At 71.8% G+C, this 18,298-nt stretch carries 12 protein-coding genes and 1 pseudogene; 9 read left to right on the top strand and 4 right to left on the bottom strand.

The genetic code is table 11. The features are described from left to right. The first annotated feature begins 49 nt into the window (after positions 1 to 49). The 3 genes from ACQEVS_RS13195 to ACQEVS_RS13185 all read left to right on the top strand — a co-directional run bounded on the left by ACQEVS_RS13195 (position 50) and on the right by ACQEVS_RS13185 (position 2,941). Positions 50 to 814, top strand: coding sequence for a ComF family protein (locus ACQEVS_RS13195; RefSeq protein WP_433019675.1), 765 nt, complete (start codon positions 50 to 52; stop codon positions 812 to 814). 426 nt (positions 815 to 1,240) lie between these two features. Continuing rightward, positions 1,241 to 1,927: a ribosome hibernation-promoting factor, HPF/YfiA family gene (gene hpf / locus ACQEVS_RS13190; RefSeq protein WP_433019672.1), complete on the top strand. Its 687-nt coding sequence runs from the start codon at positions 1,241 to 1,243 to the stop codon at positions 1,925 to 1,927. Between the two features lie 261 nt (positions 1,928 to 2,188). After that, positions 2,189 to 2,941 carry a response regulator gene (locus tag ACQEVS_RS13185; protein ID WP_004946877.1) on the top strand — a complete coding sequence of 251 codons (753 nt, stop codon included), beginning with the start codon at positions 2,189 to 2,191 and terminating at the stop codon, positions 2,939 to 2,941. Positions 2,942 to 2,953: 12 nt separating this feature from the next. Here the strand turns inward: ACQEVS_RS13185 and ACQEVS_RS13180 are convergent, their stop codons facing one another. Together ACQEVS_RS13180 and ACQEVS_RS13175 are read right to left on the bottom strand one after the other, a co-directional pair. Beyond that, positions 2,954 to 4,177, bottom strand: a complete 1,224-nt coding sequence (locus tag ACQEVS_RS13180; protein WP_433019669.1) for a winged helix-turn-helix domain-containing protein — start codon at positions 4,175 to 4,177, stop codon at positions 2,954 to 2,956. A 39-nt stretch (positions 4,178 to 4,216) separates the two neighbouring features. Beyond that, positions 4,217 to 4,822 (bottom strand): GNAT family N-acetyltransferase, encoded by a 606-nt coding sequence (locus ACQEVS_RS13175; protein WP_433019666.1) that lies wholly within the window; start codon positions 4,820 to 4,822, stop codon positions 4,217 to 4,219. Positions 4,823 to 5,145: 323 nt separating this feature from the next. Here ACQEVS_RS13175 and secA point away from each other — a divergent pair, with 323 nt between their 5' ends. Beyond that, positions 5,146 to 7,968 (top strand): preprotein translocase subunit SecA, encoded by a 2,823-nt coding sequence (gene secA / locus ACQEVS_RS13170; RefSeq protein WP_433019663.1) that lies wholly within the window; start codon positions 5,146 to 5,148, stop codon positions 7,966 to 7,968. A gap of 56 nt (positions 7,969 to 8,024) precedes the next feature. On the opposite strand, the gene ACQEVS_RS13165 is transcribed toward secA, so the two are convergent. Then, positions 8,025 to 8,462, bottom strand: a complete 438-nt coding sequence (locus ACQEVS_RS13165; RefSeq protein ID WP_433019660.1) for an Rv3235 family protein — start codon at positions 8,460 to 8,462, stop codon at positions 8,025 to 8,027. 255 nt (positions 8,463 to 8,717) lie between these two features. On the opposite strand from ACQEVS_RS13165, the gene ACQEVS_RS13160 reads away from it, so the two are divergent. The 3 genes from ACQEVS_RS13160 (at position 8,718) to ACQEVS_RS13150 (ending at position 15,486) form a co-directional block, all read left to right on the top strand. After that, positions 8,718 to 9,221: a DUF6912 family protein gene (locus tag ACQEVS_RS13160; protein ID WP_433019657.1), complete on the top strand. Its 504-nt coding sequence runs from the start codon at positions 8,718 to 8,720 to the stop codon at positions 9,219 to 9,221. A gap of 125 nt (positions 9,222 to 9,346) precedes the next feature. Beyond that, positions 9,347 to 10,009 carry an HAD family hydrolase gene (locus ACQEVS_RS13155; protein WP_433019654.1) on the top strand — a complete coding sequence of 221 codons (663 nt, stop codon included), beginning with the start codon at positions 9,347 to 9,349 and terminating at the stop codon, positions 10,007 to 10,009. Between the two features lie 452 nt (positions 10,010 to 10,461). Beyond that, the gene (locus ACQEVS_RS13150) at positions 10,462 to 15,486 is read left to right on the top strand and encodes an NAD-glutamate dehydrogenase (protein ID WP_433019651.1); all 5,025 of its coding nucleotides are present in this window, start codon (positions 10,462 to 10,464) and stop codon (positions 15,484 to 15,486) included. A gap of 143 nt (positions 15,487 to 15,629) precedes the next feature. On the opposite strand, the gene ACQEVS_RS13145 is transcribed toward ACQEVS_RS13150, so the two are convergent. Beyond that, complete coding sequence (locus ACQEVS_RS13145; RefSeq protein ID WP_433019648.1) at positions 15,630 to 16,232, bottom strand: GtrA family protein; 603 nt, start codon at positions 16,230 to 16,232, stop codon at positions 15,630 to 15,632. Between the two features lie 118 nt (positions 16,233 to 16,350). Here ACQEVS_RS13145 and ACQEVS_RS13140 point away from each other — a divergent pair, with 118 nt between their 5' ends. Both ACQEVS_RS13140 and ACQEVS_RS13135 read left to right on the top strand, forming a co-directional pair. Beyond that, positions 16,351 to 17,430, top strand: coding sequence for a sugar phosphate nucleotidyltransferase (locus tag ACQEVS_RS13140; protein ID WP_433019645.1), 1,080 nt, complete (start codon positions 16,351 to 16,353; stop codon positions 17,428 to 17,430). 58 nt (positions 17,431 to 17,488) lie between these two features. Then, a pseudogene (locus tag ACQEVS_RS13135) lies at positions 17,489 to 18,297 on the top strand (polyprenol monophosphomannose synthase). The last annotated feature ends 1 nt before the right edge of the window (position 18,298 follow it).

Raw genomic sequence — 18,298 nt, 5'->3', positions numbered from 1 at the left:
TTGTCCACAGGGGTGGCGGGGCCGGTCTCCCGGCGGGAGAGTGGGGACCGTGCGGGGGTGGTGGCAGGAGATCGCCGGGCTGGTGCTCCCGGCCGGCTGTGCGGGATGCGGGGTCGCCCGCCGCGTCTTGTGCGGGGAGTGCCGGGAGGAGCTGTTCGCGCGGTCGGCGCGGCGGGCGTGGCCGGATCCGGTGCCGGCCGGGCTGCCGCCGGTGTACGCCGCGGCCTGGTACGCGGACGCGGTGCGATCGGTGCTGCTCGCCCACAAGGAACGGGGAGCGCTGGCGCTGACGGAGGCCCTGGGCGGCGCGCTGGCGGGCGCGGTGTTCCGGGCCGGTACGGGTGGCGCGCGCCGGGGCGCGCGGGCCCTGGGCGGGCCTCTGCTGCTCGTCCCGGTGCCTTCCGCGCGGCGTGCCGTGGCGCGGCGCGGGCACGATCCGGTGCGTCGGCTGTCGGTGGCGGCGGCCGGGGTGCTGCGGCGGTCCGGCACCGAGGCCCGGGCGGCGCCCGTGCTGCGGCAGTGCCGGGCGGTGGCCGACCAGGTGGGGTTGGACGGGCGGGGGCGGCGGGCCAATGTGGCCGGCGCGCTGGCCGTGCCGGCGGGGGCGGCGCGGCTGTGGGACGGGGGTGCGGTGGTGGTACTGGTCGACGACCTGATGACGACGGGGGCGTCGCTGGCCGAGGCGGCGCGGGCGGTGGGCGCGGCGGGCGGCCGGGTGGCGGGCGCGGCGGTGGTCGCGGTGCCGCCGCGGGAGGCCGGGCGGGGGAGCCCGGGGAGCACCGGGAGATCGGGGGGACTCGCGGCCCGGCGGTGACGGTGGCCGGGATTCGTGGGGGCGAAGGTGCTTTCGGTGGAATGAGGGGCGTCGGTGGGGGACAGACGTCAACCAGGCGCGGAGGCGCGCCGGGCCGAGAAGCGGAACTCGCGGGTAAGCCCCGTCGTTCCACATGGAAACGGGTGGAGAACACCTGAATGGAGGTACGGCGGGGTAAGGGGTACCGACGGGCCTCCCCGCGAGATATGTTCGGTTGTGAGGAATGGCGAAAGCTATGACTCATATCTCCGAATGGCGCGTTTTGCACGCCTTCGAAGAAGCTGGAACCGGGTGGGACGCAGGTCTTGCCGCCGGGGGAGGAGGAGGTGGAACCGCCGTGTCGGTGGCTCCGGTCAACTCCGGGGCCTGATGCAAGAGGGATGCGCTCCGCACCTTCGGCGGGGCGATCCGGGAACGGAGTTCTGCGTGGACATCGTCGTCAAGGGCCGCAAGACAGAGGTGCCCGAGCGCTTTCGCAAGCACGTGGCCGAGAAGCTGAAGGTCGACAAGATCCAGAAGCTCGACGGCAAGGTGATCAGCCTCGACGTGGAGGTGTCCAAGGAGCCCAACCCCAGGCAGGCGGACCGTTCGGACCGTGTCGAGATCACCCTGCGCGGTCGCGGACCGGTGATCCGGGCGGAGGCCGCCGCGACGGATCCCTACGCCGCGCTGGACCTGGCCACGGCCAAGCTGGAAGCGCGGCTGCGCAAGCAGCACGACAAGCGACTCGACCGCCGGGGCAACGGACGCATCCCGGCGAGCGAGGTCGGAGTGGCCGTCGACGGCGCCGCGCGCCTCGACGACAGCGGCCAACTGGCCACGGAGACCGCGGACGAGGTGCCGGTGACCCGTATCGGGCCGCTGGAGATCCGGGGCGAGGGCCCCGTCGTGGTCCGCGAGAAGACCCACACCGCCGCTCCGATGACGCTCGACCAGGCGCTCTACGAAATGGAGTTGGTCGGCCACGACTTCTACCTGTTCGTCGACTCCGACACCAAGCTGCCCAGTGTCGTCTACCGGCGGCACGCCTACGACTACGGCGTCATCCACCTCAACGCCGACCCCTTCGCCGAGGCGGAGCCCGGCGGCGCGGGCGGAGCGCTCGGCGGCTGACGCCGGGCCGCGGCGCGGCGCCGGGAGCGTCTGATCGCGACACGCCACGCCGGCCGCCGGGCCGCGGATCCATCCGAGGCGGCGCCCCGGAGCCCGGGAGGGCTTCCGGGGCTCCGTCGTGCGTCCCGCGCCCGGCCGCGGCGGCAGCGCGGTGCGGCCCGGCATGGAATCATGGGCGGGCGGCAACGGCTGGTCCGGCGGGACCGGTTGGGGTGTGCACCGTGCAACCGCGAGGGGCCATGGCCTTCAGGGGGAGGAACAATGGCGGACAGGTTCGGATCCGTGACCGGCGCCGGCGAGGACGACGTCGAGGGCGCCCGCACGGACCCGGTCGCGGGCGCGGCCCCGCGGAGCGAGCCGATCCGGGTCCTGGTCGTGGACGACCACGCGCTCTTCCGCCGCGGGCTGGAGATCGTGCTGGCGCACGAGGAGGACATCCTCGTCGTGGGCGAGGCGGGCGATGGGGCCGAGGCCGTGGACAAGGCGGCCGACCTGCTGCCGGACATCGTGCTGATGGACGTGCGGATGCCGCGGCGCGGCGGGATCGAGGCGTGCACCTCCATCAAGGAGGTGGCCCCCAGCGCCAAGATCATCATGCTGACGATCAGCGACGAGGAAGCCGACCTCTACGACGCGATCAAGGCGGGCGCCACCGGCTACCTGCTCAAGGAGATCTCCACCGACGAGGTGGCCACCGCGATCCGGGCGGTCGCCGACGGCCAGTCGCAGATCAGCCCCTCCATGGCGTCCAAGCTCCTCACCGAGTTCAAGTCCATGATCCAGCGCACCGACGAGCGCCGGCTGGTGCCCGCGCCCCGGCTGACCGACCGCGAGCTGGAAGTGCTCAAGCTGGTGGCCACCGGCATGAACAACCGTGACATCGCCAAGGAGTTGTTCATCAGCGAGAACACGGTCAAGAATCATGTGCGCAACATCCTGGAGAAGTTGCAGTTGCACTCCAGGATGGAGGCGGTGGTGTACGCGATGCGGGAGAAGATCCTGGAGATCCGCTGATCCCGTGGCCGGTCAGGCTGTGAGTGCGGTCCGCAGCGCCTCCCTCAGTCGTGCGTCGTCGCAGCGCTCCACGCGTACGTCGTCGCAGCCGACCCACTCGGCCGCCTCGCGCAGCGCCCGGGCCATCGGTGCCACCGCTCCGGTGCCGGCGAGTGAGACCTGGCGGGCCACCAGCGTCCGTCCCTCGCGGGCCGGGTCCACCCGGCCCATCAGGCGGCCGCCCGCCAGCAGGGGCATCGCGAAGTAGCCGTGCACGCGCTTGGCCTTGGGGACGTACGCCTCCAGGCGGTGCGTGAAGCCGAAGATCCGCTCGGTGCGCGGCCGGTCCCAGATCAGCGAGTCGAAAGGGGACAGCAGGGTCGTACGGTGCCGCTGCCCCCGGCCCGTCGACTCCGCGTCCAGCGCCGCCGGATCCGCCCAGGCGGGCGCGGGCCACCCGGCCACGTCCACCGGGACCAGGCCGGAGCCCTCCAGCGCCGCGTCCACCTGCTCCCCCTTCAGCCGGTGGTAGTCCGCCAGGTCCGCCCGGGTGGCCACCCCCATGGCCGCTCCGGCCTGGGCGACCAGCCGCCGTATGCATGCCGCGTCGTCCAGGCCGTCGTGGAAGAAGCCGGCCGGCACCGCGCGTTCCGCCAGGTCGTACACCCGCTTCCAGCCGCGCCGTTCGGTGCAGACCACCTCCCCGGTGTCGAGCAGCCACTCGACGGCGATCTTCGTCTCGGACCAGTCCCACCAGGGGCCGCCCTTCTTGGCGCCGCCCAACTCGGTCGCGGTGAGCGGTCCGTCGGCCAGCAGGCGGTCGCGTACGGCGGCGCAGGAGCGCTCCGCGTCCGCCATGATGTGCCAGCGGTAGCCGCGCTTCCGGAGCGCTCGCCGCCGGAACGCGAAGAGGGGCCACTCCTCGATGGGCAGCACGCACGCGGCGTGCGACCAGTACTCGAAGCCGTGCGGCGGCTCCGCCGCGCCGCCGGCCGGCCGCGGCGTCCAGTAGGCGGACTCCACCGCGTCCCGCCCCACGGCGCCCAGCCGTGCGTAGGGGACCAGCTCGTGCGAACGGGCCAGCACCGAGATGGTGTCCAACTGGACGGCGCCCAGCCGCCGCAGCACCCCGCGCACCCCGGCCCGCCGGTCCGGCGCGCCGAGCAGGCCCTGGGCGCGCAGCGCGATGCGGCGCGCCTCGTCGGCGGAGAGGCTGATGTCGGCCCTACGGCCCTTCGCGGTGGCGGCGGTTGTCATGCGATCACCCTAGGACGTGGCACTGACAACGCCCCTCGGTCAGCCCTCGGCGGGGCGTTCCCGGTGGGGGTAGGGCAGGTAGGGCGTCGCGGACGGCAGGCCCAGGTCCGAGGGGAGCAGCGTGCCCGTCCAGGCGTCGCGGCGCGTCCCGTTGTGCGGGATCAGGGCGCGGACCGTGCCGTCCATCCGGAACCCGACCTTCGACGCGACCGCCCGGGAGCCCTCGTTCCCGGCCTCCGCGATCCACTCCAGCCGTTCCGCGCCGAGGTCCCGGAACGCCCATCGGACGAGTTCGCGGGCCGCCTCGACGGTGTAGCCGCGGCCGCGCCGCTCCTTGGCGGTCCAGTAGCCGATCTCGGCCTGCCGTTCGGGGGCGGCGAGTCTGAGCTGTATCAGGGACATCGAGCCGACGAGCCGGCCGTCGTCGCGGGTGAAGACCCCGAACGTGTACGCGGTGTCGTCACGCCAGCCCGCCGGGCAGCGCTCCTCGACGAAGAGCCGGGCGTCCTCGAGCGTGTACGGGGAGGGCACCGGGGTGTAGCGCGGGATCGCGGGGTCCTGGCAGGCGGCGTGCACGGCCGGGACGTCGTCCGGGGTGAAGGGGCGCAGGAGCAGGCGCTCGGTGGTGAGGGATGTCGGTTCCATGATCCGAAAGTCTGGTGGGTGGGCGCCACGGTGTCGCGGGGGTTCGGGGGTTTCGCGGCGGGAGCGTCACATCGGCACGTACAACCGGCCGGAAGGCAACATTCCGCATCTCGGTTACCCCCGTCGGGCACCTTCCGGGCACCCCGTGCGTTCACCGTGCGGGTGATCCCCGGCCTCCGCGATGACGGACCTCCCGGCGCGGTGGGGTCCTCGCTTACGATGGCCGTTGCGGCGGGGACTGTCCCGTCGTGCCCGCGCACCCTCTCCCCGCCGGTGGCGGGGGACAGTCAGTGCCAGGCCCGACCGGCAAGGAGTCAGCCTACGTGTCCGTCTTCGGCAAGATCATGCGTGCAGGAGAAGGCAAGATCCTGCGCAAGCTGCACCGCATCGCGGACCAGGTCAATTCCATCGAAGAGGACTTCCTCACCCTCTCCGACGCCGAGCTGCGCGCCCTGACCGAGGAGTACAAGCAGCGGTACGCCGACGGCGAGAGCCTCGACGACCTGCTCCCCGAGGCGTTCGCGACCGTCCGCGAGGCGGCCAAGCGCGTGCTCGGCCAGCGCCACTACGACGTCCAGCTCATGGGCGGCGCCGCCCTGCACCTCGGATACGTGGCGGAGATGAAGACCGGTGAGGGCAAGACCCTCGTCGGCACCCTGCCCGCCTATCTGAACGCGCTCTCCGGCGACGGCGTGCACCTCATCACGGTCAACGACTACCTCGCCGAGCGCGACTCCGAAATGATGGGCCGGGTCCACAAGTTCCTGGGTCTGTCGGTCGGCTGCATCCTGGCCAACATGACGCCGGCCCAGCGCCGCGAGATGTACGGCTGCGACATCACGTACGGCACGAACAACGAGTTCGGCTTCGACTACCTGCGCGACAACATGGCGTGGTCGCAGGACGAGCTCGTGCAGCGCGGGCACAACTTCGCGATCGTCGACGAGGTCGACTCGATCCTCGTCGACGAGGCCCGTACCCCGCTGATCATCTCGGGCCCCGCCGACCAGGCCACCAAGTGGTACGGCGACTTCGCCAAGCTGGTCACCCGGCTGAAGCGCGGCGAGCCGGCCAACCCGCAGAAGGGCATCGAGGAGACCGGCGACTACGAGGTCGACGAGAAGAAGCGCACGGTCGGCATCCACGAGTCCGGTGTCACCAAGGTCGAGGACTGGCTGGGCATCGACAACCTCTACGAATCGGTCAACACGCCGCTCGTCGGTTATCTCAACAACGCCATCAAGGCGAAGGAACTGTTCAAGAAGGACAAGGACTACGTCGTCATGGACGGCGAAGTCATGATCGTCGACGAGCACACCGGCCGTATCCTCGCCGGCCGCCGCTACAACGAGGGCATGCACCAGGCGATCGAGGCGAAGGAAGGGGTGGACATCAAGGACGAGAACCAGACGCTCGCCACGATCACCCTGCAGAACTTCTTCCGCCTCTACAACAAGCTCTCCGGCATGACCGGTACGGCCATGACCGAGGCCGCCGAGTTCCACCAGATCTACAAGCTCGGCGTGGTGCCGATCCCGACGAACCGTCCGATGCAGCGCATGGACCAGTCGGACCTGATCTACCGCACCGAGGTCGCGAAGTTCGACGCGGTCGTCGAGGACATCGCCGAGAAGCACGCCAAGGGCCAGCCGATCCTCGTCGGCACCACCTCGGTGGAGAAGTCGGAGTACCTCTCCCAGCAGCTCTCCAAGCGCGGCATCCCGCACGAGGTCCTCAACGCCAAGCACCACGAGCGCGAGGCGCAGATCGTCGCGCAGGCCGGCCGCAAGGGCGCCGTCACCGTCGCCACCAACATGGCCGGCCGCGGTACCGACATCAAGCTCGGCGGCAACCCCGACGACCTCGCCGAGGCGGAGCTGCGCCAGCGCGGCCTGGACCCGGTGGAGCACGTCGAGGAGTGGGCCGCCGCCCTGCCCGCCGCGCTGGAGAAGGCCGAGGCCGCGGTCAAGGCGGAGTTCGAGGAGGTCAAGTCGCTCGGCGGGCTCTACGTCCTGGGCACCGAGCGGCACGAGTCGCGCCGGATCGACAACCAGCTCCGCGGTCGTTCCGGTCGTCAGGGCGACCCCGGCGAGTCCCGCTTCTACCTGTCGCTCGGCGACGACCTGATGCGCCTGTTCAAGGCCCAGATGGTCGAGCGCGTGATGGCCATGGCCAACGTTCCCGACGACGTGCCGATCGAGAACAAGATGGTCACCCGGGCCATCGCCTCCGCCCAGTCGCAGGTCGAGCAGCAGAACTTCGAGACCCGCAAGAACGTCCTCAAGTACGACGAGGTGCTCAACCGCCAGCGCGAGGTCATCTACGGCGAGCGCCGGCGCGTCCTGGAGGGTGAGGACCTGCGCGAGCAGATCCTGCACTTCATGGACGACACCATCGACGACTACATCCGCCAGGAGACCGTCGAGGGGTTCGCGGAGGAGTGGGACCTGGAGCGGCTGTGGAGTGCGTTCAAGCAGCTCTACCCGGTCAAGGTGACCATCGAGGAGCTGGAGGAGGCGGCGGGCGACCGCGCGGGCATCACCGCCGAGTTCATCGCCGAGTCCGTCAAGGACGACATCCACGAGCAGTACGCGGCCCGCGAGGAGCAGCTGGGCTCGGACATCATGCGCGAGCTGGAGCGCCGCGTCGTCCTGTCGGTCCTGGACCGCAAGTGGCGTGAGCACCTCTACGAGATGGACTACCTCCAGGAGGGCATCGGCCTCCGCGCGATGGCCCAGAAGGACCCGCTGGTCGAGTACCAGCGCGAGGGCTTCGACATGTTCCAGGCCATGATGGAGGGCATCAAGGAGGAGTCGGTCGGCTACCTCTTCAACCTGGAGGTCCAGGTCGACCAGCAGCTGGAGGAGGTCCCGGTCCAGGCCGGCGAGGCGCCCTCGCTGGAGAAGACCCCGGCCGACGCGGTGCCGGCCGCCCGTCCGGAGATCCGGGCCAAGGGCCTCGACGCCCCGCAGCGCCCCGACCGGCTGCACTTCTCCGCCCCGACGGTGGACGGCGAGGGCGGCGTCGTCGAGGGCGACTTCACCAACGACGACGGTCCGGTCCGCTCCGCGGCGGACGGGATGACCCGGGCCGAGCGCCGCAAGGCGCAGCGGAACGGCGGCGGTGGCCGGCGTCGCAAGAAGTGACCTGAGAGGTCGCGAGGAGGGGCGGGACGCGGGTGCGTCCCGCCCCTCCGGCGTGCTCAGGCGTGCGCGCCGCCCAGTTCGACGGCGGAACACCGCCAGCGCTGGTCGGTGCCCCGCTCCAGCCGGAAGGCCAGGGCCCGCACCCGGTCGCCGGAGGTGATCCGCGCGAACGCCTCGATCACGCCGGGGCGCGGCTGGAACTGGTCGCAGCGGTGTACGACCGGGGTGCCGCCGGGGGCCGGCGGGCGCAGGGGCGCCCTCGGCGCGAGCTCGACGAGCAGGTCGTAGGCGGCGGGCAGGGTGTAGCCGAGCATCCGGTGCACCGGGCGCTGGCCGCTCAGGGTGAGCAGCAGCTGTTCGGCGAACCAGTAGCGCGGGATGCCCGCGCGGAGCTGCCGTGCGGCCGGGCCGGCGCCCGGGCGCCGGGCGTCCGTCCGCCGTGGTGGTGCGGTGCGCCGGGCGGTGTCCCGGCCCGGTCCGGTGGTCCTGTGCAACGCTGTTCGCCCCCTTCGGTCGGGGATCTTCTACCGGCGCGCGGACGGGCCCGGCAAGGACCTCCGGCGGCCGGGAGCGATTCACCTATCCGGGTGAGGGATGTGCGGTTTCCGCTGGTCGCGGCGGTAGGCCGGGTGAGGGCCGGGGGCCGGCCGACCGGTGTCCGGCACTTCGAAGGGGGACGCGCCCCGGCCCGACGGGCCCCCGTATGCTGGCAGCGCACCCATCCACAGGTACTCCGGAAAGCGGCGGACATGCGCGTCTACGTCCCTCTGACCCTCCCCGGTCTCGCCGAGGCACACCGGACGGGCGAGCTCGGCCCGGCCCCGTTCGACGCCTACGCCGTCACCCCCGCGCTGCGCGAGTGGTACGTCTCCGACGACATGGAGGAGCTGGAGTACGCGGCGCTCGGGCGCGCCGCGCAGGCGTCGCTCCGTCGGATCGCCACCGACCCGGGGTCGCCGCGCCGCCGCGTGGTCGTCGCGGTCGACGTCCCGGACCGGGAGGCGGCCGTCGACCCCGACCGCGGACTCGACGAGTCGGCGCTCGGCGAGGTGCGGCTGTCCCGGCCGGTGCCGCTGGCGAAGGCCGCGGCCGTGCACGTGGACGCGGACGACGCCGAGGCGGACGTCGCGGCCGCCGCGGCGGCGCTCGGCGCGGCCGACCAGGGCGACGAGGACGCCCGTTTCACGGTGGACGGCGCGGAGGACCACGAGCTGATGTGGTTCGGCGTGCAGGAGATCCCCAACCTGATCTGAGCCGGCCGGTCCGAGGGGCGTCCGCTCTGGGCGGGCGGCTGGTCCGGGGCGTCGCCGGTGGGGCGTCCGCCCTGGTCGGACGGGTGGCCGGGGGCGTTGTCAGTGGGGGCCGGTACGGTCTTTCCATGACACGGCACGGGGCGCACATCGTCTGGGACTGGAACGGCACGCTGCTGCACGACGTCGACGCGGTCATGGCCGCGACGAACGCCTCGTTCGCCGAGGTGGGGCTTGCCCCGATCACGCTGGAGCGGTACCGGGACCTGTACTGCGTGCCCGTGCCGCGGTTCTACGAGCGGCTCATGGGCCGGCTGCCCAGCGACGCCGAGTGGCAGGTGATGGACGCGGCGTTCCACCGGCACTACGCGAAGTACGCCGTGGAGGCCGAGTTGGCCGAGGGGGCCCGGCAGCTGCTCGCCGACCGGCAGGCGGCGGGCCGCACCCAGTCGCTGTGTTCGCTGGCGTCGCACGACGACCTGATACCCCTGGTGCGGACGTACGGCATCGAGCACCACTTCGTCCGCGTCGACGGCCGTACGGGCCGGAGCGACCGGGGCAAGGCCGAGCAGATGGCCCGGCACGTGGCGGCCCTGGAGGGCATGGTTCCGGAGCGGGTGGTCGTGGTCGGGGACGCGGTGGACGACGCGCTCGCGGCGGCGCACGTGGGTGCGAAGGCGGTGCTGTACACCGGGGGGTCGCACAGCAGGGCGAGCCTGTCCGCCGCCGGGGTGCCGGTGGTCGACACCCTGACGGAGGCGGTCGAGCTCGCGGAGCGTCTGGTGGCGTGAGGCCGGCGGCTGCCGACAGGCCGCTGGTATGGGGCGAATGGCGAGGTGAACGGGGGGAAAGCGGTGAGGGGAGCGCCGGGAAGGGGTGCCGGGCCGCGGCCGGGGTCGGGTCGCTGTCCAGACCGTCAAAGACAGGGGCCGTCTTTTGTACACAATCGGCTCATGACGCGGTCCCCCGGAAGAGCGATAGCCTTACCGGGTGATCAGCGCGATATCCCGCGGGGGCGACGATGCCCCTGTGCGCCGCCCGGAGCGCCAAGGCGCCCGGGCCACCGCTGGTCCCCGGAACCGGGTCCGTCCGACGCTTCTGACGTTTCTGACAGAGTTGTCCGAGAACGGCCCGGTCGCCCCTCATCCCGGCATACCGTCGAAGTCGACCGGAGAACCGGCGTCGCGGCGTGATGCCTTCACCACCTATGTCACGCAACGGCGCGCGACAGGAGCCAGAGGACATGCAGACCAAGCTGGACGAAGCCAAGGCCGAGCTGCTCGCGCGGGCGGCCCGCGTCGCCGAGAACACGCCGGCCGGGGGACAGCACCCGACCGGGCCGAACGGTGAGGGCGGGCTCGACCAGGACACCCTGACCGCGTACCTCCAGCGCTACTACCTGCACACGGCGCCGGAGGACCTGACGGGCCGCGACCCCGTCGACGTCTTCGGCGCCGCGCTGTCGCACCACCGGCTCGCCGAGAACCGGCCGCAGGGCACCGCGAACGTGCGGGTGCACACGCCCACGGTCGAGGAGAACGGCTGGACGTGCAGTCATTCGGTGGTGGAGGTGGTCACCGACGACATGCCGTTCCTGGTCGACTCGGTCACCAACGAGCTCTCCCGGCAGAACCGCGGAATCCACGTCGTCATCCACCCGCAGATGGTCGTCCGCCGCGATCTGACCGGTCGTCTGCTGGAGGTCCTCGGCTCCAACTGCGACGCGCACGGCAGCGGCAAGGACGCCCAGCTGCCGCATGACGCGCTCGTCGAGTCCTGGATCCACGTCGAGATCGACCGCGAGACCGACCGCGACGACCTCAAGCAGATCGGCGCCGACCTGCTGCGGGTCCTCTCCGACGTCCGCGAGGCCGTCGAGGACTGGGAGAAGATGCGGGAGGCCGCGCTGCGGCTGGCCGACGGCCTGCAGGACGAGCCGGCCCCCGCCGACCTGCCGGTCACCGAGGTGGACGAGGCCCGCGAGCTGCTGCGCTGGCTCTCCGCCGACCACTTCACGTTCCTCGGCTACCGCGAGTACGAGCTGACCAAGGTGCCCGCCGACAGTGGCGACGAGGACGCGCTGACCGCCGTCCCCGGCACCGGCCTCGGCATCCTCCGCTCCGATCCCGCGCACACGGCCGACGGGCACCACGAAGGCCCGCACGCGCCGCTGTCCCGGCCCGCCTCGGCGTCCTTCAGCCGGCTGCCGGCCGACGCCCGGGCCAAGGCCCGCGAGCACAAGCTCCTCGTGCTGACCAAGGCCAACAGCCGCGCCACCGTGCACCGCCCCTCGTACCTCGACTACGTGGGCGTCAAGAAGTTCGACGCCGAGGGCAACGTCGTCGGCGAGCGCCGCTTCCTGGGCCTGTTCTCCTCGGCCGCCTACACCGAGTCGGTGCGCCGGGTCCCGGTCATCCGCCGCAAGGTGGCCCAGGTGCTGTCCGACGCCGGGTTCACGCCGCACAGCCACGACGGGCGCGACCTGCTCCAGATCCTGGAGACCTACCCGCGCGACGAGCTGTTCCAGACCCCGGCCGACCAGCTGCGCTCCATCGCCACCAACGTGCTCTACCTCCAGGAGCGCCGCCGGCTGCGGCTGTTCCTACGCCGTGACGAGTACGGGCGCTACTACTCCGCCCTGGTCTACCTGCCGCGCGACCGCTACACCACCGGTGTCCGGCTGCGGCTGATCGACATCCTCAAGGAAGAGCTCAACGGCACCAGCGTCGACTTCACGGCCTGGAACACCGAGTCCGTCCTGTCCCGGCTGCACTTCGTCGTCCGGGTCGAGCCCGGCTCCACGCTGCCGGAGCTGAGCGACGCCGACGCCGAGCGCATCGAGGGCCGCCTGGTCGACGCCGCCCGCTCCTGGGCCGACGGCTTCGCCGAGACCCTCACCGCCGAGGTCGGCGAGGAGCGCGCCGCCGAGCTGCTGCGCCGCTACGCCCACGCCTTCTCCGAGGGCTACAAGGCCGACCACAGCCCCCGCGGCGCCGTCGCCGACCTCCAGCACCTGGAGAAGCTGACCACGGCCGGCGGCGACCGCGACTTCGCGTTCAGCCTCTACGAGCCGGTCGGCGCGGCCCCCAACGAGCGCCGCTTCAAGATCTACCGCACCGGTGAGCCGGTCTCGCTCTCCGCCGTGCTGCCGGTCCTCAGCCGGCTGGGCGTCGAGGTCGTCGACGAGCGCCCGTACGAGCTGCGCTGCTCGGACCGGACGACCGCGTGGATCTACGACTTCGGGCTGCGGATGCCCGAGCACGTCGAGGGCGACGACGCCCGCGGCCGCTTCCAGGACGCTTTCGCCGCGGTCTGGACGGGCAAGGCGGAGAACGACAACTTCAACCAGCTCGTGCTGCGCGCCGGTCTCGACTGGCGGCAGGCGATGGTGCTGCGCGCCTACGCCAAGTACCTCCGGCAGGCCGGTACGACGTTCAGCCAGTCGTACATGGAGGACACCCTCAGCAACAACGTCCACACCACGCGCCTGCTGATCAACCTGTTCGAGGCCCGGATGTCGCCGGCGCTCCAGCGGGCGGGCCGGGAGCTGACCGACGGGCTGCTGGAGGAGCTGGACGGCGCCCTCGACCAGGTCGCGAGCCTGGACGAGGACCGCATCCTGCGGGCGTTCCTCACGGTCATCAAGGCGACGCTGCGGACCAACCACTTCCAGCGCGTCAGCGCCGGAAGCGAAGGAGGAGGCCAGCGCGACGAGCACGGCGAGCCGCGGGACTACCTGTCGATCAAGCTGGACCCGCAGGCCATCCCGGACCTCCCTGCGCCGCGCCCGGCCTTCGAGATCTGGGTCTACTCGCCGCGCGTCGAGGGTGTGCACCTGCGCTTCGGCAAGGTCGCCCGCGGTGGTCTGCGCTGGTCCGACCGGCGCGAGGACTTCCGTACCGAGGTGCTGGGCCTGGTCAAGGCGCAGATGGTGAAGAACACCGTCATCGTGCCGGTGGGTGCCAAGGGCGGCTTCGTCGGCAAGCGGCTGCCGGACCCGTCGGTGGACCGTGACGCGTGGCTGGCCGAGGGCATCGCCTCGTACAAGACGTTCATCTCCGGTCTCCTCGACATCACCGACAACATGGTCGGCGGCGAGGTCGTGCCGCCGAAGGACGTCGTGCGGCACGACGAGGACGACACCTACCTGGTGGTCGCGGCCGACAAGGGCACCGCGACGTTCTCCGACATCGCCAACGAGGTCGCCCAGTCGTACGGCTTCTGGCTCGGCGACGCCTTCGCCTCCGGTGGTTCGGCGGGCTACGACCACAAGGGGATGGGCATCACCGCCCGGGGTGCCTGGGAGTCGGTGAAGCGCCACTTCCGGGAGCTGGGGCACAACACCCAGACCGAGGACTTCACGGTCGTCGGCGTCGGCGACATGTCGGGTGACGTGTTCGGCAACGGCATGCTGCTGTCGGAGCACATCCGCCTGGTGGCCGCCTTCGACCACCGGCACATCTTCCTGGACCCGAACCCGGACGCCGCCACCTCGTACGCCGAGCGCCGGCGCCTGTTCGAGCTGCCGCGCTCCTCGTGGGCCGACTACGACACCTCGCTGCTGTCCAAGGGCGGCGGCGTGCACCCGCGGACGGCCAAGTCGATCCCGCTCAACGCGCACGTCCGCGAGGCCCTCGGCATCGAGCCGGGCATCACCAAGATGACCCCCGCCGAGCTGATGAAGGCCATCCTGCGGGCCCCGGTCGACCTGCTGTGGAACGGCGGCATCGGCACCTACGTCAAGGCGTCCACCGAGTCCCACGCGGACGTCGGGGACAAGGCGAACGACGCGATCCGCGTCGACGGCGGCGACCTGCGGGTCAAGATCGTCGGCGAGGGCGGAAACCTGGGCCTGACCCAGCTGGGCCGGATCGAGTTCGCGCTCGCGGGCGGCCGGGTCAACACCGACGCCATCGACAACAGCGCCGGCGTGGACACCTCGGACCACGAGGTGAACATCAAGATCCTGCTCAACGCGCTGGTCACCGACGGCGACATGACCGTCAAGCAGCGCAACAAGCTGCTGGCGGAGATGACCGACGAGGTCGGCGAGCTGGTCCTGCGCAACAACTACGCGCAGAACGTCGCGCTGGCCAACGCGGAGGCCCAGGCGCCGAGCCTGCTCCACGCCCACCAGCGGATCATGCGCCGCCTCAGCCGGGACGGCCACCTGGACCGCGCGCTGGAATTCCTGCCCACCGACCGGCAGATCCGCGAGCGGCTCTCCGCCGGGCGCGGCCTGTCCCAGCCGGAGCTGGCGGTCCTGCTCGCCTACATCAAGATCACGACCGCCGAGGAGCTGCTGGACACCGAGCTGCCGGACGACCCGTACCTCCAGCGCCTGCTCTACGCCTACTTCCCGGGCGCCCTGCGGCAGACGTTCGGCGAGCAGATCGACCACCACGCCCTGCGCCGCGAGATCGTGACGACCGTCCTCGTCAACGACACGGTCAACACCGGCGGTTCGACCTTCCTGCACCGGCTGCGGGAGGAGACCGGGGCGTCGCTGGAGGAGATCGTCCGGGCGCAGGCCGCGGCCCGCGAGATCTTCGGTCTGGGCGCGGTGTGGGACGCCGTCGAGGCGCTGGACAACAAGGTCGCGGCGGACGTGCAGACGCGGGTGCGGCTGCACTCCCGGCGGCTGGTCGAGCGCGGCACCCGCTGGCTGCTCAACAACCGTCCGCAGCCGCTCCGGCTGGCCGAGACCATCGAGTTCTTCCGCGACGGCGTGGCGACGGTCTGGGGTGAGCTGCCCAAGCTGCTGCGCGGCGCGGACCTCGACTGGTGGCAGTCCATCCACGACGAGCTGACGGAGGCCGGGATCCCCGGCGAGCTGGCCGTCCGGGTCGCGGGCTTCTCGTCCGTCTTCCCGGCGCTGGACATCGTCGCCATCGCGGAGCGCACCGGCAAGGAGCCGCTGTTCGTGGCGGAGGTCTACTACGACCTCGGCGACCGGCTGCACATCACCCAGCTGATGGACAAGATCATCGAGCTGCCGCGCGCCGACCGCTGGCAGTCCATGGCCCGCGCCTCCATCCGCGAGGACCTGTACGCGTGCCACGCCGCGCTCACCGCCGACATCCTCTCGGTGGGCAACGGCTCCTCCACGCCGGAGCAGCGCTTCACGGCGTGGGAGGAGAAGAACGCGCCGATCCTGAGCCGCGCGCGGAGCACGCTGGACGAGATCCGCGGCTCGGACTCGTTCGACCTGGCCAACCTGTCGGTGGCCATGCGGACGATGCGCACCCTGCTGCGGACGCACAGCTGACGTTCGTCGCACAGGGGCGGCCCCGGGGTTCCACCACCCCGGGGCCGCCCCTTTTCGTCCTTCTTCATCCCCGCGTTCCTGCCGGTTCCGCCGGCGTTGGCGGCCCGTCCGCCCGGCCCTGCTGTCCTGGGGGCCGGTGGTTCCTACGGTGGAGGTGCGGTGGTCTCGGGGCGGTACGCGGCCGGGTCGGGCCCGGCGGGTCCTGCGGGCGCGTCGTGACCGGGCGCGGCGGGAGCGGGCGCGGCGGGAGCGGGCTCGGCATGGGGCCGGCCGTGCCGCGGTCCGTGGCGGGGCATGGCCCGGAAGACCCAGGCCCGGTACGCCCAGAAGCGGAACAGGGTGGCGGTCCCGATGCCGAGGAACTTGAAGAGGTTGCTCTGGAACGGCGAGCCCCAGCCGAAGCCGTAGGTGGCGATGTACAGGACGCCGTTCTCGATGATCAGGCCGAGGGCGCTGAACACCGCGAAGAGCAGTACCTCCCTGCTGCGGTGGCTCTTGTCGCGGTCGCGGTAGGTGAAGTACCGCAGGCCCAGGTAGTTGAAGGCGATGGCGACGACGGTGGCGACCACGCTGCACCGCACGACGGGGAGCCTGGTGATGCCCCGGCACAGGTTGAAGACGCCGAAGTTGACGAAGATCCCCAGCACCCCGACGGTGCCGAATTTCGCGAACTCGTGTCCGAGCGCCAACAGCCTCGCCGCGCCGGGCAGGCGTCTCCCTCTTGCCGTCGTCTGTCGCAAGGGCATCTCCCGAAACGGTCGCCACGCATAGCGGACATTGCACGCAGACAGCCGATTGTAGTGTAATTTCCCGCGAAAACTAACGCAGTGCGACGATGCGACGACGATGCGCGAGGACAGTGGCATGACAGAGGCGGTACTGCTCGTCGGCGGCAAGGGCACTCGGCTCCAGCCGCTCACGCTGAACACACCCAAGCCCATGGTCCCCGCGGCGGGGGTGCCGTTCCTCGCCCACCAGCTCGCCCGGGCCCGGGCGGCCGGCGTCGACCACGTCGTGCTGGCCACCTCCTACCTCGCCGAGGTCTTCGAGCCCTACTTCGGCGACGGCTCCGCCTACGGCCTGCGGCTCACCTACGTCACCGAGGACCAGCCGCTCGGCACGGGCGGAGCGATCCGGGGCGCGGCCGACGCGCTCACCACCCGGCCGGGCGAACCCGTGCTCGTCTTCAACGGCGACATCCTCACCGGCCTCGACATCCCCGCCCTGCTCAGACGCCACGAGCAGGCCCAGGCTGACGTCACCCTGCACCTCACCCGGGTCGCCGACCCCCGGGCGTACGGCCTGGTCCCCACCGGCCCCGACGGCCGCGTGCTCGCCTTCACCGAGAAGCCCCGCCACCCCGACGAGATCGTCACCGACCAGATCAACGCCGGCTGCTACGTCTTCCGGCGGGAGGTCATCGACGCCATTCCCGCCGGCCGCCCGGTCTCCGTCGAGCGGGAGACCTTCCCCGGGCTGCTGGACGGCGGCGCGCTGCTGCACGGCGTCGTCGACGCGTCGTACTGGCTGGACCTGGGCCGGCCGGCCTCGTTCATCCAGGCATCCGCCGACCTGGTGCGCGGCATCGTCCGCTCCCCGGCGGTGCCGGGCGAACCGGGCGAGCACCTGGTGCTACCCGGGGCCCATGTCGAGCCCGGGGTGCGGCTGGCCGGCGGGACGGTCGTCGGCACGGGGGCGCGGATCGGGGCCGGTGCCGAGATCACCGGGTCCGTGGTGCTGGACGGGGCCCGGATCGAGGCGGGGGCGCGGATCCGGGCGTCCATGATCGGCACCGCCGCCCGGGTGGGGCCGCGCACCGTCCTGGACGGCGCCGTCATCGGCGATCACGCTGAAATCGGAGCGGACAACGAACTCCGCGAGGGGGCCCGTGTCTGGTGCGGCACCGCCATTCCCGACGCCGCCATCCGCTTCGGCGCCGCCTGACCGGGGACCCGTCGTTCCGTACGCCCCCGCCCCCGCTCCCTACCGAAGAGGACAGCCCATGAGCATTCCGCACACCCCCGCCGTCCTGACCCCGCTGCCCGCCGAGTGGGCCCGCACGGTGACCACCGTGGTGATGCCCACCTACAACGAGGCGGAGAACCTCCCGATGATGGCGGAGGCGCTGATGGCGCTGCCGCTGGAGGGGCTGCGGCTGCTGGTCGTGGACGACGACAGCCCGGACGGCACCGGGAAAGTCGCCGAGCAGCTGGCCGAGAAGTACCACGAGCCCGGCCGCCCCCGCGTCTCCGTGCTGCACCGCACCACCAAGGAGGGCCTCGGGCGGGCGTACGCGGCCGGCATGGCGCGGGCCGTCGAGGACGGTGCCGCGTACGTCCTGCAGATGGACGCCGACGGCAGCCACCCGGTCGGCAAGGTCGCCGAGATGCTGGGCGTCGCCCTGTCCACCGGGGCGGACGTCGTCGTCGGCAGCCGCTACGTGCCCGGCGGCACGCTGTCCGCCGCCTGGGGGCCCACCGCAGACTGCTCTCCCGCTGGGCCAACGCCTACGCCGGCACCATCCTCGGCACCCGGCTGCGCGACATCACCGGCGGCTTCAACCTGTGGAGCGCGGCGGCGCTGCGCTCCCTCGACCTCGACACCATCGACAGCGCGGGCTACAGCTTCCAGGTCGAGGCCAAGTACCGGGCGCTGCGGGCGGGGTTCACGGTGCTGGAGGTGCCGATCCACTTCGAGGACCGGACGGTGGGCGAGTCCAAGATGAGCCTGGCGGTGCAGCTCGAATCGGTCGCGATGCCCTGGCGGCTGCGGGCCAAGGAGATGCGTTCGAGCGGTGGGCGGGCCCGCTGAG

This window comes from Streptomyces sp. CA-181903 (assembly GCF_050937075.1).
In the GTDB taxonomy this organism is placed as follows: domain Bacteria; phylum Actinomycetota; class Actinomycetes; order Streptomycetales; family Streptomycetaceae; genus Streptomyces.
This window is presented reverse-complemented; position numbering and strand designations above follow the sequence as displayed.

What these genes read in the sequence shown, in the direction of transcription:
- ACQEVS_RS13185 (WP_004946877.1), top strand. Translation starts at nt 2,189, where the DNA reads ATGGCGGACAGGTTCGGATCCGTGACCGGCGCCGGCGAGGACGACGTC.
- ACQEVS_RS13180 (WP_433019669.1), bottom strand. Translation starts at nt 4,177, where the DNA reads ATGACAACCGCCGCCACCGCGAAGGGCCGTAGGGCCGACATCAGCCTC.
- ACQEVS_RS13175 (WP_433019666.1), bottom strand. Translation starts at nt 4,822, where the DNA reads ATGGAACCGACATCCCTCACCACCGAGCGCCTGCTCCTGCGCCCCTTC.
- ACQEVS_RS13160 (WP_433019657.1), top strand. Translation starts at nt 8,718, where the DNA reads ATGCGCGTCTACGTCCCTCTGACCCTCCCCGGTCTCGCCGAGGCACAC.
- ACQEVS_RS13155 (WP_433019654.1), top strand. Translation starts at nt 9,347, where the DNA reads ATGACACGGCACGGGGCGCACATCGTCTGGGACTGGAACGGCACGCTG.
- ACQEVS_RS13150 (WP_433019651.1), top strand. Translation starts at nt 10,462, where the DNA reads ATGCAGACCAAGCTGGACGAAGCCAAGGCCGAGCTGCTCGCGCGGGCG.
- ACQEVS_RS13145 (WP_433019648.1), bottom strand. Translation starts at nt 16,232, where the DNA reads ATGCCCTTGCGACAGACGACGGCAAGAGGGAGACGCCTGCCCGGCGCG.
- ACQEVS_RS13140 (WP_433019645.1), top strand. Translation starts at nt 16,351, where the DNA reads ATGACAGAGGCGGTACTGCTCGTCGGCGGCAAGGGCACTCGGCTCCAG.